This window comes from Cupriavidus sp. F041 (genome assembly GCF_057814235.1).
Genome location: NZ_JBVASY010000001.1, coordinates 725,472 through 743,005, shown reverse-complemented (window position 1 = coordinate 743,005; position 17,534 = coordinate 725,472). Strand labels below are relative to the sequence as shown.

Genomic DNA, 17,534 nt, shown 5'->3' with positions numbered 1-17,534 from the left:
GCTACGCGCGCTTTTCCGCTCTTCTCAACTCGGCGAGTTCCTGTTCCAGTTGCTCCGTCTCCTGCTGCAAGCCATTGGCCATGTCGACCAATCCCTCAACCCATGCCAACACCTCAAGTTCTTTTGGCGTCAATCCTTCTCGCGCGATGTCCGGCGGCGTGAATTTTTGGCAAGTGGTCATGATCGGGCAGCGTGAATGGCGACGGCGAAAGTTAACATCCCCACCCAGCGTTTACAAGTGGAACGCGTTGCGGCTTGCGGCAAGCTCGCGCCGATATTTCCACGCCGACATTCCAGTCACCGGCCACGCCTCACCACCTGGCCTTGCCCCGGCTTATTGAGAAGTTACGAACTTCTTCTGTAACCCATTGATTTCATTGGGGGCTGATGTTGCCGCTTCGAGGCGTGGCGGTGCCGCGAGGACCGACGCTCCCATTGCTGAGAGGAATCTAGGCGAAAAACGCTTTCCAGGTGTGCTTGGGAGGCTGATCGACAAAGCCTTACGGGACAAGGGCTAACGGGTGCCGGCGCAGCTAACTTTGTAAGCCGTTAGGCAGATTCTGGCCCGTCGGCGCAGCTAACAATGTCATTTTGGGTCCGGCGCAGCTAACTATGTCTCAGCGCAGCTAACTATTGTCAGTCTCCACAGGATTTCATCCCGGCTTTGCCTCCTTGCGTGCTTCCGTGATACTGTATAAATATACAGTAATCGGAAATTTCCACCCGGTCCCCAAGCCGAGGCGCAAGCATCACATGACCACCCATCTCTCCCCAGCCTCGCCCGACGTGTCGGGCGTTGCGCCGTTGGCGCAGGCGCCCGCCGCCGACCGGCAGGGTGCCCTGGACGCACTGGAACGACGCTATCCCGGCCTGTGGCGGGCGGGGCAGCTCGGCCATCTGGGGCGGGCGGGCAGCGTGCCGGCCTTGTCCACCGGCCATGCGGCGCTCTCTGCCGAGCTGCCCGGCGGCGGCTGGCCGGTGGGGGCGCTGACGGAGCTGCTGCTGGCCGACGCCGGCGTGGGCGAATTGCGCCTGCTGCGCCCGGCGTTGCTGGCGCTGGCGGCGGCACAGCGCCGGGTGGCGCTGGTGGGGCCGCCGTACCTGCCCAATGCGATGTGCCTGGCCGAATGGGGTTTGCCGGCAAGCCAGCTGTTCTGGGTGCGCCCGCCCGCCGGCGCGGGCCGGGCCGCGGCCCAGGCGGATGTGCTGTGGGCCGCGGAGCAGGTGCTGCGCAGCCAGGCCTTTGGCGGGGTGATGGTGTGGCTGCCCACGGCGCGTCCCGAGGCGCTGCGGCGCCTGCAGGTGCTGGCGCAGGCGGGCGACGCGGTGGTCTGGGCGTGCCGCCCGGCCAGTGTGCTGCGCGAGTCATCGCCGGCGGTGCTGCGGCTGCTGCTGTCGCCGGCGCCGGATAATGCCTTGTCGATCGCTTTTCACAAGCGGCGCGGCCCGGTGCGCGATGCGCCGCTGGTGCTGCCGCTGGGCGAGATGATGGCGGTGCCGGCCAGGACCGCTTCGCCGTCCGCGCCGCCGCCGGTTCCCTTCAATTTCCCGGTTCCCCAAGCCGTTGCGGGAGAGCAAGCCCATGTCGTACTGGATCGCGGTGCATCTGCCGCGCCTGTCGCTGGACGCGTTGCAGCCGAACTGGCCTGAGCCCGCCTCGCTCCCGGCTTCCTCCGGCCTGCTGCACCACCGGGTGCCGGTGGCGGTGATGGAGCGCGAGCGGGTGGTGCTGGCCAACGGGCCGGCGGTGGCACTGGGGGTGCAGGCCGGGATGCGGCGTGGCGGCGTGCAGGCCTTGTCGGCGCAGGTGGTGCAACTGGAGCGCGAGCCGGCCGCCGAGGCGCAGCTGATGACGGCGCTGGCGCTGGCGCTGCTGCACTTCACACCGCATGTGACGCGCCATCCCGATCCCGATGCGGCTACCGTGATGATCGATGCCGGCGCCAGCCTGCGGCTGTTCGGCGGCCATCTGGCGCTGTGCCGCGCGGTGTATGCGCGGGTGCGCCGGCTGGGTGTGTTTCCGCAGCTTGGCTGCGGGCCCACGGCCTTCGGGGCGGCGTGGCTGGCGGCGCAGCCGCTGCGGCGGGACCGCCGTGGCGCGATGGTGCGGCCGGCGCGGCGCGCGGTGCGGGCTGCTCGCATGGCGCGGCTGCTGGACCGGCTGCCGGTGGCCATGCTGCAAGGCGTGGCCGACGACGGCTGGCTCGACGGCATCGGCTGCCGGACCGTGGGCGAGGTGCGGGGCCTGCCGCGTGCCGGCCTGCGGCGCCGGCTGGGGCCGGATCTGCTGGCGCGGCTGGACCAGGCCTATGGCGAGGTGCCGGTGCGCTTTACCTGGTTCAGCGCGCCGGCAGCCTTCGCGCAGCGCATGGAGCTGCCGGGCCGCACCGAGTCCGTGCAGGGCGCGATGGCGGGCGCGCAGCGCCTGCTGCTGGCGCTGGCCGGCTGGCTGGCGGTACAGCACGCGGGCGTGACGCGGCTGGTGCTGCGGCTCGAACACGAGCGCTACCGGCTCGGCACCGAGACCCCGTCTACGCCGGTGACGGTCAGCCTGGCGCAGCCCAGCCGCGATCCGGTCCATCTGTCCAGGCTGCTGCAGGAGCGGCTGGACAAGGTGCAGTTCAGCGTGCCGGCGGTGGGCCTGATGCTGGTGGTGGAGTCCATGGAGACCTGCCTGCCGCAGAGCGATTCGCTGTTTCCGGAACCGGGCGGCACGCCGGCCGAACTGGGCCGCCTGCTCGATACGCTGATGGCGCGGCTCGGCCGCGAAAACGTGTTGCAACCCCAGCCGCTGCCCGACCACCGGCCCGAGCGCGCCAATCGCTGGTGCCCCGTCGACGAAATGCCGGCGCGCGCGCCGCAGCCGGCCCCGGCAGGCGCCATGCCGGAGCGCCCGGTGTGGCTGCTGGACAAGCCGATGCCGCTCACCGTGCAGCGTCACCGGCCCTGTCATGGCGGCCCGCTGACCTTGCTCTCGCGGCCGGAGCGCATCGAGAGCGGCTGGTGGGATGGCGCGCTGGCCACGCGCGATTATTTCGTCGCCGAACGTGCGGATGGCCTGCGTTGCTGGGTCTATCGCCAGCGTCCCGGGCGCGAGGAGAGCGGTGAATACCGCTGGTTCCTGCACGGCCTGTTCGCCTGAGATTCGCCTGAGCCTTTGCCTCCCTGTCATGTCCAGCAAGCCCGCCATGCCCTCGTTTTCCGCTTTGCCGCCGGCGCTTTCCGCGTTGCTGCCGGTATTGCCGGATTATGTGGAGCTGCACTGCATTTCCAATTTCACGTTCCTGGACGGGGCGTCGCATCCGGTCGAACTGATCGAGCGCGCCTTTGCGCTGGGCTATCGCGGGCTGGCGCTGACCGATGAATGTTCGGTGGCCGGCACGGCGCGCGCGCATCATGCGCTGAAGGACCTGCGTGAGCGCATCGGCGACGCCGCGGCGCGCAGCGCGGCGCGATTGGCCGCGGGGCTGGATGAGGATGGCGACGATGACGATCTCATCGAGGACGACGGCGAAGAGGGCGACCAGCATGACGGCGAGCATGGCGTGGATGGTGAATCCCTCGCCGTGCCGGATGCCACGCCCGCCGCCTGCGACGCCTTGGCCCCTGGCGAAGCCACCCAGGCCCGCCTGCGCCGCCATGAACGACTGGACGCGCTGGCCCGCGCCGCGCAGGATTTCCGCCTGCTGGTCGGCAGCCGCTTCACGCTGACCGACTCCACCGGCCAGCCGGTGTTGCGGCTGGTGCTGCTGGCGCAGGACCGGGAAGGCTTTGGCAACCTGAGCGAACTGATCACCCTGGGGCGCACGCGCTCGGAGAAGGGCAGCTACCGGCTCCACCCCGACGACCTGGCCGCGCCGCCGCAGCCGGAGCAGGCTCACCTGCGCGGCATGCCCAACTGCCTGGCGCTGCTGCTGCCGTCTTATTGCCCCGAGCCCGCGGCGCTGCTGCAGCAAGCGCAATGGATGCGGCAGACCTTTGGCGCGCGCGGCTGGATCGCGCTCGAACAGTTGCAGGGCCATGCCGATGCCTTGCACCGGCTGCGTCTTGCGGACGCATCGGCGCAATCCGGCGTGCCGCTGGCGGCGGCCGGCGCGGTGACCATGCATGTGCGTTCGCGCAAGCCGCTGGCCGATGTGCTGAGCGCGATTCGCGTGGGCCAGCCGCTGTCCGGGTGCGGCATGACGCTGGCGCCCAATGCCGAGCAGCACCTGCGCATGCGGCAGCGTTTGTCCCGGCTGTACCCGCGCGAGGCACTGGCGCAGACGGTGCGGATCGCCTCGCTGTGCGATTTCTCGCTCGATACGCTGCGCTACGAGTATCCGGAAGAGCTGGTGCCCCCCGGTGAGACCCCCTTCAGCTACCTGCGCCGCGAGACCATGAAGGGTGTGCTGCGGCGCTTCCCCGGCGGACTCAAGCCCGAGTGGCGCAAGCAGTTGAAGGAGGAGTTCGAACTGATCCGGGAGAAGCAATACGAACCCTTCTTCCTCACCGTGCACGACATCGTGCGCTTTGCCCGCGGGCGCGGCATCCTGTGCCAGGGGCGCGGCTCGGCGGCCAATTCGCTGGTCTGCTATTGCCTGTTCATCACCGAGGTCGATCCCGGCGACGCCAACATGCTGTTCGGCCGCTTCCTGTCGCGCGAACGCGATGAGCCGCCCGATATCGATGTCGATTTCGAGCACCAGCGGCGCGAGGAAGTCATCCAGTACATCTACGGGAAATACGGCCGCCACCGCGCCGCGCTGGCGGCCTCGCTGATCACCTACCGCTCGCGCAGCGCGCTGCGCGACGTGGGCCGCGCGCTGGGCATCGACGCCAGCGTGATCGAGCAGGTGGTCAAGGGCCAGGCCTGGTGGGACGGCGGCAAGACCTTTCTCGACCGCATTGCCCAGTACGGGCTGGACCCGGAATCGCCGGCGGTGCGGCAATGGGCCAGCCTGACCGCGCAACTGCGCGGCTTTCCGCGGCATCTGTCGCAGCACGTGGGCGGTTTCGTGATCGCGCGGCACAAGCTGTCGCGGCTGGTGCCGATCGAGAACGCGGCCATGGAAGACCGCAGCGTGATCCAGTGGGACAAGGACGATCTGGAATCGCTCGGCCTGCTGAAAGTGGACGTGCTGGCGCTGGGCATGCTGTCGGCCATCCGCCGCGCGCTGGCGATGATCCCGAGCCGCTCGGGCGCGCCGTACCGCATGGAGGACATCCCCGGCAAGGACGCGCAGACCTACGACATGATCTGCGCCGCCGATACCATCGGCGTGTTCCAGGTGGAGTCGCGCGCGCAGCAGTCGATGCTGCCGCGGCTGCTGCCACGCACCTTCTACGACCTGGTGGTGGAGGTGGCCATCGTGCGGCCCGGGCCGATCCAGGGTGGCATGGTGCATCCCTACCTGAAACGGCGCGAGCAGGTGCGGCGCACCGGCAAGCCGCCGGCGTATCACAACGACGTCATCGAGAAGGTGCTGGGCCGGACCCTGGGCGTGCCGATCTTCCAGGAGCAGGTGATGCAGCTGGCCATCGACGCCGCTGGTTTCACTCCCGGCCAGGCCGACCAGTTGCGCCGCTCGATGGCGGCCTGGCGGCGGAAGGGCGACCTGAAGCAGCACCAGGACGCGCTGGTCAGCGCGCTGACCCGCAACAAGTATCCGGAAGCCTTCGCGCTGGCCATCTGCAAGCAGATCGAAGGCTTCGGCGAATATGGCTTCCCGGAAAGCCATGCCGCCAGCTTCGCCAAGCTGGTCTATGTCAGCGCGTGGATCAAGTGCCATCATCCGGCGGCTTTCCTGTGCGCCTTGCTCAACAGCCAGCCGATGGGTTTCTATTCACCTTCGCAACTGGTGCAGGATGCGCGGCGCCACCACGTGCGTACGTCGCCCGTGGATGTGACGGTGAGCTGCTGGGAAAGCACGCTGGAGCAGGAAGCGGACGGGCGGGCAGCGCGAGGACGCGAGCGCACCCAACCCGCGGTGCGGCTAGGGCTCAACCGCGTGAGCGGCATGCGCGAGGCGGCTGCCGGGCGCATCGAGCAGGCACGCGCCAGGCAGCCTTTTGCCAGCGTCGAGGATCTTGTGCTGCGGGCGCGGCTCGATCGCCACGACATCGACGCGCTGGCCGCCGCCGATGCGCTGGCCAGCCTCGCCGGGCATCGGCGCCAGGCGCGCTGGCAAGCCCGCGCCGCCGCGCTGCAGGCCGCCCATCATGACCTGCTCTACGAGGCACCTCCGGCCGAGAGCAAGCTGTCGCTGCCGGCGCCGCGCCTGGGCGAGGACGTGGCCGCTGATTACGCCAGCATGGGCCTGTCGCTCAAGTCGCATCCGCTTGCGCTGCTGCGGCCGCGGCTGGCGGCCATGAAGTACGCCACCGCGCAGGACCTGGCCCGTTGCGGCAACGGCCGGCGCGTGCGGGCCTGCGGCATCGTCACGGTGCGGCAGCGGCCGGCGACCGCCAGCGGCACGATCTTCACGTCGATCGAGGATGAGACGGGTGCCGTCAACGTGATTCTCTGGCCGGACCTGATCGAGCGCCAGCGCAAGGAAGTGCTGGGCGCCACGCTGCTGGGCGTGATCGGCATGTGGCAGCGCCAGGGCGAGGTGAGGCACCTGGTGGCGCAGGAACTGGTGGATCTGAGTCCGCTGCTGGGCCGCCTGATGGTGTCCAGCCGCGACTTTCATTGAGCCGCGAGGAAGGCGTTACCGCGCGGATGCTTCCTGCCCGCGCGACGCGCCCTGCCGCGCCCTGGCCATATCTCCCTGCCAGCCCATCGCCCTGAGCAAGGCGAAGCCATGCGGCGTGACATGCGGGCACCAATGGCCGGCCCCGCATTCCTCCAGCGACACAAGGCCGCGTTCCAGCAACGCTTCCAGATCCACGGGATCGAGTTCCAGCCGGTCCTGCGTATCGTGGACCAGCATCAAGGTAGCAAATTCGTGTGGACTCAGCATCGGCATCTCCTGGGTTGGGAATCCTGGTCTCGCGGGCCAGCAGGGGCGCAAGTGCCCAAGAAGGACACCGCTTACGCGCATTGGCCTGTTTCCCACATCGGAATCCGCCCGGCGCGCTGACATCGCGAAGCCTACCGTTCTACGTTTGATTTGCGTCTGTTTTGTGTCGGCTCTCTCATCCGCTTTTTCGTGATCGTCTTGTGCCCGTTCTACACGCGGTTTGCGCCCATTTTTCGCCCGATTTACGGGCATTCTGCACCCGCCTTGTGCTGTTTTCGCCCCGCAGTTGTGCATGGAAAAAAAGCTGGGAAACTGCGCTTCAGTACGCCTTGATGCGGCCGATACAAGGCACATGCGAGTGCTTTTTCTGGGGTCTTTCGTGGTGACTTTCCTTTCTCCTGCCATGCGCCTGATGGCGCGCCTGACGATCACGCGCAAGCTGCTCTTGCTTGCGATCCTGTTCCTGATCCCGCTGAGCGGCTCGCTTTATGCGGTGCTGAGCCTCTCGGCGCAGTCGATCCGCGCCAGCCAGGACGAACTGCGCGGCCTCGCCATCGTCGACCGCGCGCTCGACTTCATGCGCGAGACACAGGTCAGGCGCGGTGCGGCCAACGCCGTGCTGGCGGGTAACGCGGCATTTCGCGCCACGTTCGATGGCGCGGATGCGAAGGCCGCTGCACACCTTGACGGGCTGATGCAGCAAGCCGGGGCGGCGGCGGGCTTCGAAGTTATGCCCGACGCGAAAAAACTCGGGGAGTCGTGGCGACGCATGCATGAAACGGGCCTGAACACGACAGCCGGGCCGCTTTTCGACATGCATAGCGCGCTGGTCAAGCAGTCCCGCTTGTTTATCGGCGATGTGGCGGATCGCTCGTCGCTCGCGCTCGACCCCGATAGCGGTTCGTACTACCTGGTCACGCTGATAGTCGGGCCGATGCCAAAGCTGGCCGAGCTGAGCGCGCTGGCGCGTGGCAGGGGGGCCGCCATCATCAGCCAGGGCGGCTATTCCGATGCGGCGCAACAGGCTGAACTGGCCGCGCTCGGGGAGCAGATCCAGGACGGACTGGAATCGGTGCGGCGCGATATCGGCCGCGTGACGCGCGGCGCGCCGGCGTATCGCGCACGGGTGGAAAGCGCGCAGGCGCAACTGGCCGCCGTGGACGCCTTCTACCGCACGCTGAAGGAGAGGATGCTGGGCAGCAGCGGCATCAACATCGAGGCCAAGGCCTATTTCGACGAAGCGACCGCCGCCATCAACGCGGTCTCCTCGGTCAACAAGGAGTTCTCCGCACTTGCCCGCGCCATGCTGGAGCAGCGCATCGCAGCCGACAAGCTGGAACTGGAAGTGCTGGGCGGCGTGGCCCTGCTGGCCGTGGGCGCGGCGTTCTACCTGTTCGCCGGTTTCAGCCGCGGCATGCGGGAGGACGTGCGGCAAGTGGCGGACATGGTGGGCCGGATCAACGCCGGCGACCTTGGCATCCGGCTGGAGGTCCATGGCAGCGACGAACTCAGCCATGTGAAGCGGCATCTGCTGTCGCTGGTGGAAACCTGGCGCGCGCTGATCGGCGATACCAAGGAGGGCGCGCAGAATGTGCTGGTGGCCGCGGGCGAGATCGCGCAAGGCAACCTGGACCTGTCGCAGCGCACGGAAGAGCAGGCATCGTCGCTGCAGCAGACCGCCGCCAGCATGGAGCAGCTCACCGCGATCGTGCAGCAGAATGCCGGCAGCGCGGACCAGGCCAGCGCGCTGGCCAGCGAGGCTTCCGACATCGCGGTGGCCGGCGGTGCCTCGGTGGGGCGCGTGCTACAGACCATGGGCGAGATCGAGGCCGATTCGAAACGCATCGTCGACATCATCGCGGTGATCGACGGGATTGCCTTCCAGACCAATATCCTGGCGCTCAATGCCGCGGTGGAAGCGGCGCGTGCCGGCGAGTACGGGCGCGGGTTTGCCGTGGTGGCTACCGAAGTGCGCAACCTGGCGCAGCGCGCCGGCAGTTCCGCCAAGGAGATCCGCACGCTGATCTCGCAATCGGTCCAGCGCGTGGAGGCGGGCTCGGCGCTGGCCGGCGACGCTACCGCGACCATGGAGAGCATTGTGGGTGCGGTCAGGCGGGTGACGGTGATGATGGATGAGATCAGCCGGGCGTCGCGCGAGCAGAGCATCGGGATTGCGCAGGTGAATCAGGCGGTGACGCAGATGGATCAGGTTACGCAGCAGAATGCGGCGTTGGTGGAGCAGGCGGCGGCGGCGGCCGATGCTTTGCGGGAGCAGGCGCAGAGGATGGAGAGGTCGGTTGCTGTTTTTCGGTTGGAGGTGGGGTGATTGGGGGTGGGTTGATTGGGGGGGGGGCACGTATCTCTTTGGCATGGTTTTAGCGTTTTTTTGGCGGGGTTTATTGCTTCTAGCTGCTGTCGCGGCTGTGCGGGGTTGGCCGTTTACGCACACGGAGGTGTCACTTTTCTTTACTCGTAAAGAAAAGTAACCAAAAGAAAGCGATCCTTGCAGGAGGCTGGCGTGGCGGCGTTGGGAACTCCAATGGTTTCGTCGTCAGGCCCCGGGTTCTAATGGACTCGTGCCGTTACCGGTTTGAATGGCCACGATCCTGTCAATGGCGCTGGTTTCGTAGTGAGGCCCCCGGTAGCGGCTCCGTGCCCATTCGCCCATCTGCCGGTACCGGCGCGGAGCGTCACGATCTATCACGCCGTGATGGTTTCGTGGTGGGGTGGGCGCGGTGAAGAAGTTCCTGGTTCTATCAATTCGGTGCCACCGCGCCCACGACGGAAACGGGGCGCCTGCAACTTCGTGGCCGCGCGCCGTGAGCGACAGACGGCTTGAAATTCGTGGTGGCTGCTACCGGGACCATGCAGGGCAGAAAGCTGTTACCTATGTGCTTGACTCAAGTCTTACTTTCCGCAGGTCGCCGATTGAATTTCCGCGTAATTTCCCGGGCGCCGGTAGGTCAGGGTTTGCGGGGCGCTTCGGCGTCTATCAGGCGTTCGGTTTCGTCCTCCCAGGCCTGCATCAGCCTCTTCGCCTGCCGGTAGTTGGCGATGGCACGCCGTAACACGGCGGCTTGCTCGGGTGAGACCGTCCGATGGACAAGCTTGCCGTCTTTCATGTGCCCCCACTCATAGTACGGGCCGTGGCGTGCGTCGGGATCCTGCGCGCAGCGGCAGCCCGGTTTGCCGCAGACCTTCATGCGTTCCAGTAGCGTCCCGGAACACAGATAGTCGATCGCATTTAGCCTCTCCCGGATGCGCTCGATCCGCTCGCGAGCTTGCTTGATGATGGTTTCGGGACGGCGTGGCATAAACTTGACTTTTAGGCGTCTGTCGCTAAGCTTAGCGACAGAATGAAAGGCACGCAAGAACCTTCTCCGCACAAGGCTCGCTTCATCCTTCACAGCGAGCGATTGGGTCCTTTACCCCTCATCAATCACTTCATTCAACGCATTGGCCTGGAGGACGTGCTCGATCGACACGTCCCCTCGGACGCACGCTGTGCGGTTCCTCACGCCAGAGCCCTGGGCGTCCTGCTGCGCTCGATCATCGTCGAACGCGAGCCGATTTACCGCCAACACGACACCGTGCACGGCTTCGCCAGTGGGATGTTCGGCATCCATGCGGAGGAGATGGCGCACCTCGGCGATGATCGGCTCGGACGCGCGCTGGATCGGCTGTTTGACGCCGACCGGGCGGCCTTGTTGACCGAGGTGGCGTTGGCAGTCGGGGAGCGTTTCGGCGTGAACTTCGACGAGTGCCATAACGACAGCACTTCGATCCGCTTCTGCGGCAGCTATCGTGGCGCCTCAGGCCGCAAGATTCGCGGGCGAACCGCACCGGTGATCACCTATGGCCACTCAAAGGACCATCGCCCCGATCTGAAGCAGTTGCTGTTCATCCTCACCATGACCGCCGACGGCAACATCCCCATCGCGTTTCGCTGTGCCGACGGCAACGCGAGCGACTCGCGTACCCACATCGAGACCTGGAATACGCTGCGCGCCGTGGCAGGGCGCAGCGACTTTCTCTATGTGGCCGATTCAAAACTGTGTTCGCGAGAAAACACGGACTACATTGATCGCGCGGGCGGGCGCTTTGTTACCGTGATGCCCCGCAACCGGTTGGAAGACAGCGAGTTCCGCCACTGGATCCAGACCAACACCCCTGATTGGACCTGTGTGTGCGACCACCCCAATCGACGCCACAGCGACGGGCCGCGCGACTGCTGGTATGTCTATCGGGCGCCGTTACCGTCTGCCGAAGCCTGGCCAGTCGTGTGGGTCTGGAGCCCGCTACTCACGCTACGCCAGGAGGCCCGGCGGCGCAGAAACATTGCCGCGGCCATTGAAGCGCTCCAACAGTTACGCGCGCGGCTCGCCGGCGCGAAGACGAGACTGCGGGGCGCCGCCGAGATCGATCTGCAGATCAAGGGGATTCTCGAGAAGCACCACGTCGGCCGCTACCTGAAAGTCCGCCGCACCGTGCGCGAAGAACATCAGTACAAGCAGACGCAGCGGGGTCGCCCCGGACCCGAGACCGCTTACCGCAAGATCACCAAGCGGCGCTTTGACATCGAGTGGACCACGGACGATGAGGCGATCGCCTATGACCACAAAAGCGATGGCATGTACCCGCTGATGACCAACGATCGCAGCCTGTCACCGGCCCAGGTGCTGGAAGCCCACAAGGGCCAGCCCATGATCGAAAAGCGCTTCGAACAGGTCAAGACCGTGCACGAGATCGCGCCCGTGTTCCTGAAGGACGAGGGCAGAATCGAGGCGCTCTTCACCCTCTACTTCCTCGCGCTACTCGTGCAGGCGCTCATCGAGCGCGAGCTACGTCTTGCTATGAAGCGCGAGCACATCGATGAACTTCCTCTGTACCCGGAGCAGCGTCAGTGCAGACGCCCCACTACCGAACAAATCTTACGTTTATTCAGTCTCGCTGAGCGCCACAAGTTGATCGAAGGTGCGCACACCGTGCAAGTCTTTGACGTGCCGCTCACGGATCTGCAGCGTCAGGTGCTCACGTTACTCGGCGTCTCAGAGCACGCCTTTCGGACGCCAGGCTAGCAACGAAATTCGCGTCAAATTGTGTCCTCGACGTGCGGAATGTAAGTCAAGTGTTACCTATGTGAGGTGTCACTTTTCTTTACGAATCCTGCCGCTACCGGCTTGAATGGCCCCTTACTGCGAACGGCACCTGTTTCGTGGTAGGTCCGCCATCCCATACTTCAAGCCGTCTGTCGCTTGCGGAGCGGCCGGCCACGAAGTTGCAAGCGTCCCGTTTTCGTCGTGGGCGCGGTGGCACCGGATTGATAGGCCCGAGGCCTTCACCACCGCGCCCGCCCCACCACGAAACCATCACGACGTGATCTGTCGTGACGGTTCGCGCCGGTACCGGCAGATGGGCGAATGGGCAGGGATTCAGCTACCGGGGGCCTCACTACGAAACCAGCGCCATTGACAGGATCGTGGCCATTCAAACCGGTAACGGCATGAGGCTGTTAGAACCCGGGGCCGTACGACGAAACCATTGGGCTGCGCAACCGCGACAAGCCAGCCTCCTGCAAGGATCGCTTTCTTTTGGTCACTTTTCTTTACGAGTAAAGAAAAGTGACACCTCCGTGTGTGAAAACGGCCAACCCCGCACAGCCGCGACAGCAGCTAGAAGCAATAAAACCCCGCCAAAAAACGCCCACTCTGCGCCAGCAGCCAGCAGCCAGCAGCCAGCAGCCCCAAAATCCCAACCCAACCCCGTCACCGCCGATTGGCAATCCAAATCCCCGCCACAATAGCCGCCAGCCCGGCAGCATGAAACCACCGCGGCCAGTCCCCCAGCAAAGCAGTCGACATCAGCGCGGCAAACACAGGCGTAAGCGTAAAGAAAAACACCGGCAACTGCGCCCCCGCTCGCAATCGCCCGGTCCCACGAAAAGTAGGCCAGCAGCGACGGAATCGTCGCCACATACAGCAAGATGCCGGCCGCCTTCCCATTCCATTGAATCGCCGCCGGCGTGGCCAGCAACTCCCACGCCACGAACGGCACGCTGGCCAGCACACCCGCCACGATCTGCGCGAACAACAGCACTGCCAGCGGCAAGTCCGGACGCTTCTTGCGCAACAGCCACGTATAGGCGCTCCAGGTAATCGTGCCCGCCAGCATGAACAGGTCGCCGGCCACGAAGTCCAGCTGCGCCAGCCGCCCGAGATCCCCGCGCAGCATCACCACGCCCACGCCTGCCAGGCAGAGCAGGGCGCCCGCCACATGCCAGCCGCGCACACGTTCGTGAAAGAAGAGCGCGCCGATGATCAGCAGGAAGATGGGCGCGGAGGCGCCGATCAGCGTGACATTGATTGGCGAGGACGTGGTCAGCGCCAGGTACTGCATGGCGTTGTATACGGAGACGGAGAGCATGCCCATGGCGGCGATCACGCCGGCGTGCCGCTTCAGTGTCGCGGCATGTTCGCGCACGCTCCGCCATACGTAGGGCGCCAGCAGCAGCCCGGCCAGCGCCCAGCGGGCAAAGTTCAGCGTGATCGGCGGGATGGCGCCGGCGGCGTAGTGGCCGACGATGGCATTGCCGGCCCAGCTCAGCGGCGGAAATGTCAGCAGGCCAAGCGTGGTCCAGTTGAGCCTGGTCTTGGCGGATGCGATAGCGCTCATCGGAGGGTTGTCGTCCTGTTTGTGTTCTTGTTGTTTTTCGCGTTTCTTTGGCGATGCCATTACTTTTTCTGCCCGCATTATGCCGCAGGCGCTGATTGCAAACGATTGTCACTGCCATGCTTTTTGCGGAGCCCTTGCGCTAGTCTCCCTACCTGTCGGGCCGGGCGCCAGCCCTTGCCCGCCAATCTTTTTGATTCGCTCGGAGAACACAATGGGTGTGCTGGATTTCATCAAGGACGCAGGCGAGAAGCTGCTGGGCATCGGCGCGGCCAAGGCGGCGCCGGCAGCGGATACGGCAAGCATTGCCGACGACGCCAACCGCGCCGCCGCAGCAGCGGTCGAGCGCTATATCGCCAGCATGGGCTTGTCGGGCGAGGGCCCGGCGGTGCAGGTGGACGGCGCGCAGGGCCTGGTGACGGTTTCCGGGCAGGCGCCAGACCAGGCCACGCGCGAGAAAATCGTGCTGTGCTGCGGCAATGTACAGGGTGTGGAGAAGGTGCGGGACGACATGACCGTCAGCGCCGGTTCGGCGCCATCGCAGTGGCATACGGTGGCCAGGGGCGACACGCTCTGGGCCATCGCGCAGCAGTGCTATGGCAATGGTTCGCGCTACCCGGAAATCTTCGAGGCCAACCGCCCCATGCTGAGCGATCCCGACAAGATCTATCCGGGACAGACACTGCGCATTCCGGCGCAAGTATCCTGAGTAAGCCGGCACGAGTACGCCGGCGCGGCGCCGGATACGAACTGTTACACGGCGCTGAGTACCGGCTGTCAACAAGCGCAGGCCCCGGCCCGTTTTTACAGGCAACGCGCAACGAAGCGCGCCTCACCTGGAGATAGACATGAAGAAGGTTCTCGCCATCCTGACCCTTGGACTCTTCGCTGCCGGTGCCTTCGCCCAGGCCCCGGCCGCCGACGCGCCCAAGGCGCCCACCAAGGTGGAAAAGAGCGCGCACAAGAGCAACAAGACACAAGCCACCAAGCACACCAAGGCCGCTACGCCGGCCAAGTCCGCCGCGCAGTAATGCGGCGTTTCAGGGCGCGCTCTTCCGGGGGCGCGCCCTTTTCCTATTTCTCCTGACGCCATGCACCTGATCTGGACTATTCTCATCGGCTTCCTGGCCGGGCTTGTGGCGCGCGCCATCACCCCCGGCAATGGCCCTAGCGGGTTCTTCCTGACCTCCGCGCTGGGTATCGGCGGCGCGCTGGCCGCTACCTTTCTCGGGCAGGCGCTGCACTGGTATCGCCCAGGGCAATCCGCCGGCTTTATCGGCGCCGTGGTGGGCGCGGTGATCCTGTTGCTGGGCTATCACCTGATCAGCAGGCGCTGAGCCGCAACGCCACGCCCCGAAAGCCAGATACCAGCAAGCAACACCCGCAACGGAACACGGAACCCGATCATGAGCCTGATGGATTTTTTGCAGTCTGCAGCCACCGCCCTGGGCGGCAATCCCGAGCAGCAGGTAGACCACATCGCGCAGAACGCGCCTGAGGGCGCGCTCGGCCAGTTGCTGGCCGGCGCCTTCCGCTCCGACCAGACTCCGGCCTTCGGCAATATGGTGGGCGAACTGTTCGGCCAGTCCAACGGTGCGCAGCAGGCGGGCCTGCTCAACCAGTTGCTGGCCGCACTGGGCCCGGCGGCGCTGGCCGGCGTGGCGGGCGGTGCGCTGGGCAATCTGCTGCAGCCTGGCGCGACCCAGGTCACTCCGGCGCAGGCCAGCCAGTTCACCCCGGCACAGGTGCAGGAGATCGCCGCCCATGCCGAGCAGGCCCATCCGGGCGTGATCGACCAGATCGCCGGTTTCTACGCGCAGCATCCCACGCTGGTCCAGACCATCGGCAGCGCCGCGCTGGCCATTGCGCTGGCCAGGTTCAAGGAACACCAGCAGGGCTGAGCCGCAGGCGGCAGCCCCGATGCCGCGTGGCGCGCGGGTGGCCGCCGCCAGTGCGCGGCCGTTACGGCAATTCCACCTCTAGCCGGGCCAGCGTGCGCAGCAGCTTCTCGTCGTCCGGGGCCAGCTCGTGCGCCGCGACAAAGGCGGCGCGCGCTTCATCTTGCCGCTGCAATCGCATCAGCACCTCGCCCTTGTGCGCCAGGCCTTCCACCCGGGCGCCCAGGTTGCTCTCGGTGCCTTCGCCGTACGCGGCCAGGGATTGCTCGAGGTAGGGCAGCGCCTGCGCGGGCTGGCCCAGGCGGAACAGCGCCCAGCCCTTGCTGTCCAGCACGTAAGGGTTGTCCGGCGTGTGGGCGAGGGCCTCGTCGATCATCGCCATGCCGCGCCCGACCATCCAGTTGGCATCGACCAGCGCGTAGCCGACCTCGTTCAGGCTGTCTTTTGGCAAGGGCGCCAGGCCGAGCGCGATGTCCAGTTGCTTGTCGTCCCGGCTCGCGATCGACAGGTCGATCAGCTTGCGGCGGATGCGCGCCTGGAAGTCCGCGCCGATTTCGTTCTTGCCGGCCTCGTAGCTTGCCAGCATCTGCCGGAAGACGGCCGCCGGCCCGACGCCGGCCGGCAGGGCAGTGATGGCGTCGGACTCGCGCCTGCACCACGCGTATTCGCCCGCTTGCAGTCCGGCAAACGTGTAGTCGAGGCTGATCGTCTGTGCCTTGTGGCTTTGCGCATAGTAGGTGTAGCCGCGGCTATCCGTCCGGTTGCAGAACAGGTACCCGTCGTTGAGGTCGAGTACGTAGGCCATGCCTGTCACGGGATGGTTGCTGCTCTCGCCGCGCATCGAAAACGCTTCGCCGAAATCGCCTTCGCCGACGATCGGGTTGAGGATCCATTTTTCCTTGGCATGCCGCCTGGGCATCCGTACGGATACGGTGTTGCCCTGCTTGTCGGTGACGCCGAAGATCACGCTGTCCTGCTCGCTCGACTTGGGGGAGACGCCGGCGATCCGCTGGCCCGGCAGGAACAGCCGGTAGCGGGCCCCGGGCATGGCCTGGCCGGTAGCCGGATCGCGCAGCACGAACCGGTGCACCTGCGTGCCTTCGCCGAGCGTACCCGGCTGGCGGTAGTCGCGCGCCAGCGTCATGGCGGGAATGGATGCCACAGCCAACAGCACTGCGCCCTTCAGGTAAAACGATTTGCTTCTCATTGCCTTGGTATTCAGGTTGAATTGGGTTTGGGCGCCTTCGCCGGCGTCAGGTGGCCATGCCGCCGGCACGGATGCTGCCCAGCATGCCGTGCAGGTCATGGGTCATGACCGCCAGGAACGCCACCAGCCCGAGGTAGTACAGCGTATAGGTCAGGCGCATTTCCGCGCTGATGGTGTAATAGGCACGGTTCTCCGGGGCCTGCGGATCGTAGCGCCAGGCCTTGAGCAACTGCGGGGCCGCCAGCAGCGCCACCAGGATCAGGATCGGGCTGGGGCGCCACAGGAACATCGCCACCAGCACCGGCACGCCAAGGAACCAGATGCGCGGCGACAGCACCGCGGTGACGCGGCCGCCATCGAACGGCGAAAGCGGGATCAGGTTGAACAGATTGATAAAGAAGCCGGCATAGGCCAGCGCGAGCATCAGTCCGCTTCCGGTGCTGCGGCCGATGTAATAGCAGGCCAGGGCGCCCAGGGTGCCGACCACCGGCCCCGCCAGCCCGATATAGGCCTCGGTCTCGACGTCGACCGGCTGGTCCTTGAGTTCGACCCAGGCCCCGACGAATGGAATGAAGGTGGGCGCGCCCACGGCCAGCCCGCGGCGGCGCGCGGCCAGGAAATGGCCCATCTCATGGATAAAGATCAGCAGCACGAAGCCGACGGCATAGCGCCAGCCGAAGATCAGCGCGTAGGCCCCGATCGACAGCAGCATGGTGCCGCCCGTGGTCAGCAGCTTGCCCATCTTCAGGCCGGCCAGGAGCAGGAGCAGCAGCTTGGTCATCGGTACAACTCCGTAGCCGGGGAGGAGGAATACGC

General features: G+C 66.1%; 14 protein-coding genes and 1 pseudogene. 9 read left to right on the top strand and 6 right to left on the bottom strand.

Annotation, left to right across the window (positions count from 1 at the left end; translation table 11 throughout):
* Window position 1: 1 nt before the first annotated feature.
* Window positions 2–181, bottom strand: coding sequence for a hypothetical protein (locus tag ACZY0R_RS03395; RefSeq protein WP_488857125.1), 180 nt, complete (start codon window positions 179–181; stop codon window positions 2–4).
* Between the two features lie 572 nt (window positions 182–753).
* Between ACZY0R_RS03395 and imuA the strand changes: the two genes are divergently transcribed.
* The 3 genes from imuA to ACZY0R_RS03380 are packed head-to-tail and all read left to right on the top strand — an operon-like array spanning window position 754 to window position 6,677.
* Entirely contained in the window at window positions 754–1,650 is an 897-nt protein-coding gene (gene imuA, locus ACZY0R_RS03390; RefSeq protein ID WP_488857124.1) for a translesion DNA synthesis-associated protein ImuA, read from the top strand.
* Window positions 1,583–3,142 carry a Y-family DNA polymerase gene (locus ACZY0R_RS03385; RefSeq protein WP_488857123.1) on the top strand — a complete coding sequence of 520 codons (1,560 nt, stop codon included), beginning with the start codon at window positions 1,583–1,585 and terminating at the stop codon, window positions 3,140–3,142. Before imuA ends, ACZY0R_RS03385 begins: the two co-directional genes overlap by 68 nt.
* Window positions 3,143–3,188: 46 nt before the next feature.
* Window positions 3,189–6,677: an error-prone DNA polymerase gene (locus ACZY0R_RS03380; protein WP_488857122.1), complete on the top strand. Its 3,489-nt coding sequence runs from the start codon at window positions 3,189–3,191 to the stop codon at window positions 6,675–6,677.
* A 15-nt stretch (window positions 6,678–6,692) separates the two neighbouring features.
* Here ACZY0R_RS03380 and ACZY0R_RS03375 read toward each other — a convergent pair whose 3' ends face one another.
* On the bottom strand, window positions 6,693–6,944 hold the full coding sequence (locus ACZY0R_RS03375) for a hypothetical protein (RefSeq protein ID WP_035859690.1): 252 nt from the start codon (window positions 6,942–6,944) through the stop codon (window positions 6,693–6,695).
* 352 nt (window positions 6,945–7,296) lie between these two features.
* Between ACZY0R_RS03375 and ACZY0R_RS03370 the strand changes: the two genes are divergently transcribed.
* Window positions 7,297–9,270, top strand: coding sequence for a methyl-accepting chemotaxis protein (locus ACZY0R_RS03370; RefSeq protein ID WP_488857121.1), 1,974 nt, complete (start codon window positions 7,297–7,299; stop codon window positions 9,268–9,270).
* A 637-nt stretch (window positions 9,271–9,907) separates the two neighbouring features.
* Here ACZY0R_RS03370 and ACZY0R_RS03365 read toward each other — a convergent pair.
* Entirely contained in the window at window positions 9,908–10,258 is a 351-nt protein-coding gene (locus ACZY0R_RS03365) for a DUF6788 family protein (protein ID WP_488857120.1), read from the bottom strand.
* Window positions 10,259–10,300: 42 nt separating this feature from the next.
* Here ACZY0R_RS03365 and ACZY0R_RS03360 point away from each other — a divergent pair, with 42 nt between their 5' ends.
* Window positions 10,301–12,022, top strand: coding sequence for an IS1634 family transposase (locus ACZY0R_RS03360; protein ID WP_488857119.1), 1,722 nt, complete (start codon window positions 10,301–10,303; stop codon window positions 12,020–12,022).
* A 687-nt stretch (window positions 12,023–12,709) separates the two neighbouring features.
* Here ACZY0R_RS03360 and ACZY0R_RS03355 read toward each other — a convergent pair.
* Window positions 12,710–13,616, bottom strand: a pseudogene (locus ACZY0R_RS03355) (DMT family transporter).
* A gap of 211 nt (window positions 13,617–13,827) precedes the next feature.
* On the opposite strand from ACZY0R_RS03355, the gene lysM reads away from it, so the two are divergent.
* The 4 genes from lysM (at window position 13,828) to ACZY0R_RS03335 (ending at window position 15,514) form a co-directional block, all read left to right on the top strand.
* Window positions 13,828–14,322 carry a peptidoglycan-binding protein LysM gene (gene lysM / locus ACZY0R_RS03350; protein WP_488857118.1) on the top strand — a complete coding sequence of 165 codons (495 nt, stop codon included), beginning with the start codon at window positions 13,828–13,830 and terminating at the stop codon, window positions 14,320–14,322.
* A gap of 139 nt (window positions 14,323–14,461) precedes the next feature.
* Window positions 14,462–14,644, top strand: a complete 183-nt coding sequence (locus ACZY0R_RS03345; protein WP_035863528.1) for a hypothetical protein — start codon at window positions 14,462–14,464, stop codon at window positions 14,642–14,644.
* Window positions 14,645–14,704: 60 nt separating this feature from the next.
* Window positions 14,705–14,950 carry a GlsB/YeaQ/YmgE family stress response membrane protein gene (locus tag ACZY0R_RS03340; RefSeq protein WP_488857117.1) on the top strand — a complete coding sequence of 82 codons (246 nt, stop codon included), beginning with the start codon at window positions 14,705–14,707 and terminating at the stop codon, window positions 14,948–14,950.
* Between the two features lie 69 nt (window positions 14,951–15,019).
* On the top strand, window positions 15,020–15,514 hold the full coding sequence (locus ACZY0R_RS03335; RefSeq protein WP_488857116.1) for a hypothetical protein: 495 nt from the start codon (window positions 15,020–15,022) through the stop codon (window positions 15,512–15,514).
* 61 nt (window positions 15,515–15,575) lie between these two features.
* On the opposite strand, the gene ACZY0R_RS03330 is transcribed toward ACZY0R_RS03335, so the two are convergent.
* Both ACZY0R_RS03330 and ACZY0R_RS03325 read right to left on the bottom strand, forming a co-directional pair.
* A complete protein-coding gene (locus ACZY0R_RS03330; protein ID WP_488857115.1) occupies window positions 15,576–16,718 on the bottom strand; it encodes a tetratricopeptide repeat protein in 1,143 nt (380 codons plus the stop codon).
* A gap of 46 nt (window positions 16,719–16,764) precedes the next feature.
* Window positions 16,765–17,499: a site-2 protease family protein gene (locus ACZY0R_RS03325; protein ID WP_488857114.1), complete on the bottom strand. Its 735-nt coding sequence runs from the start codon at window positions 17,497–17,499 to the stop codon at window positions 16,765–16,767.
* Between the last annotated feature and the right edge of the window lie 35 nt (window positions 17,500–17,534).